Source organism: Streptomyces sp. SID3343 (assembly GCF_009865215.1).
GTDB lineage: Bacteria > Actinomycetota > Actinomycetes > Streptomycetales > Streptomycetaceae > Embleya.
Genome location: NZ_WWJX01001157.1, coordinates 1 through 222, shown reverse-complemented (window position 1 = coordinate 222; position 222 = coordinate 1). Strand labels below are relative to the sequence as shown.

1 protein-coding gene is annotated in these 222 nt (G+C 60.4%); it reads left to right on the top strand.

From position 1 onward, the window contains the following. The coding region (locus tag GT354_RS36095; RefSeq protein ID WP_161360606.1) for an aldehyde dehydrogenase family protein at positions 1–222 on the top strand (222 nt) is incomplete at both ends.

The following is a 222-nucleotide window of genomic DNA, read 5'->3' as shown; positions in this document are numbered from 1 at the left end:
TCGGTGGCCGAGGAATTCACCGACAAGATGATCGAGATGATGTCCGGTTTGGTCGTCGGGGACGGGTTGGACGAAAAATCCGAGGTCGGGCCCATGATCACCGAGCGTGACCGCGAAAAAGTTGACGGCCTGGTGCGTTCAGCTATCGAGGCCGGCGCCACCCTGCGTTGCGGTGGTGAGATTCCCGAGGATAAGGGCTGGTTCTATCCACCGACGGTGCTC